Raw genomic sequence first — 1066 nt, forward strand, 5'->3', positions numbered from 1 at the left:
GCGCGGGTGGGGCCGGCCCAGCCGCCGGTCCGGGTGACCGGCCCGTGCTCCCAGCCGACCACGGTGTCCATGGTGACCAGTGCGGCGACGTCCGGCTCGGCGGCGGCCACGGTGAGCAGGGTGCTCGTCCAGGCGTACCCGACGGTGGTGGACAGACTGTGCCGGGCCGCCGCCACGAGGGCGCGCACCGAGGCGTCCGGCAGCACGTCCTGCGGCAGCAGGGAGACGTCGTCCCCGGCGGTGACCACTTTGCCGAGCAGCGCGAGGCGGAGCATCTCCGGGGAGACCGCGGCGGTGACCTGGACCGGCCCGGTCAGGGTCACCCAACGGGCCGGGATCACCGGCGTCCGGCTCACCGTCACCTGCCCGCCATCGCGTACCCCCAGGTTGCCCAGCAGCAGGTCGTCGGCGTAGAGCAGCGCCGTGCTCGCGGCCGGCCCGGCCGGCGCGACGATTCCGGCGGTCACCCGGCGGCCGGCGAGCCGCACCGGGTCGCCGGGCCGTAGCGCCAGCGCCGTCAGCACCTCCGGGTGCAGCCGGACCACGCCGCGCCGGCCGTCCAGCGCGGCCGGTCGCAGGCTGGCGACGAGGGTCAGATCGGGTGCGGCCACCGCCCGAGGTTAGCCGCAAGGAAGGGCCCCCTGTTAACGCCTACGGTAGAGAAGGGTTCCCCTCTCACGCCGCCAGGTGGCGAGCAGCCGCCCTGGCCAACGCGGCGGTGGCGTCGCCGGGCGGGGCGAGGACGCGGCGGGTCAGCGCGCGGGGTCAACGTGCGGGTCGGTGGCGTCGAGCAGCGACGGGTCGCGCCGGATCAGCTCCGCCAGCCGGGCCGCCGGGTCCGCCTTCACCCCGTCGGCGCCGGACGTCCACGCCGGTACGGTCTTGACCGACAGCGGCCACACCGGCGGCGGTACGGCCGCGGCCTCCGCGCCGACCGTCACCCGCCCGTCCGACCAGCCGACCCGCAGCGGGTACGCCTGCCCGTCGTGCTCGACCCGCAGGGCGACCGTCATGCCGGGGTGCGCCGTCACCACCCGGGCGACAGCGTCGGCCACCTCCCCCACCG

General features: G+C 77.1%; 2 pseudogenes. Both read right to left on the reverse strand.

Annotated elements, in window-relative coordinates:
• Positions 1-611: pseudogene (locus E1258_RS32780) on the reverse strand (ATPase); the annotation flags it as partial.
• Positions 612-752: 141 nt separating this feature from the next.
• Positions 753-1066 (reverse strand): annotated as a pseudogene (locus E1258_RS32785) (hypothetical protein); the annotation flags it as partial.

The organism is Micromonospora sp. KC207 (genome assembly GCF_004348615.1).
Lineage (GTDB): Bacteria > Actinomycetota > Actinomycetes > Mycobacteriales > Micromonosporaceae > Micromonospora.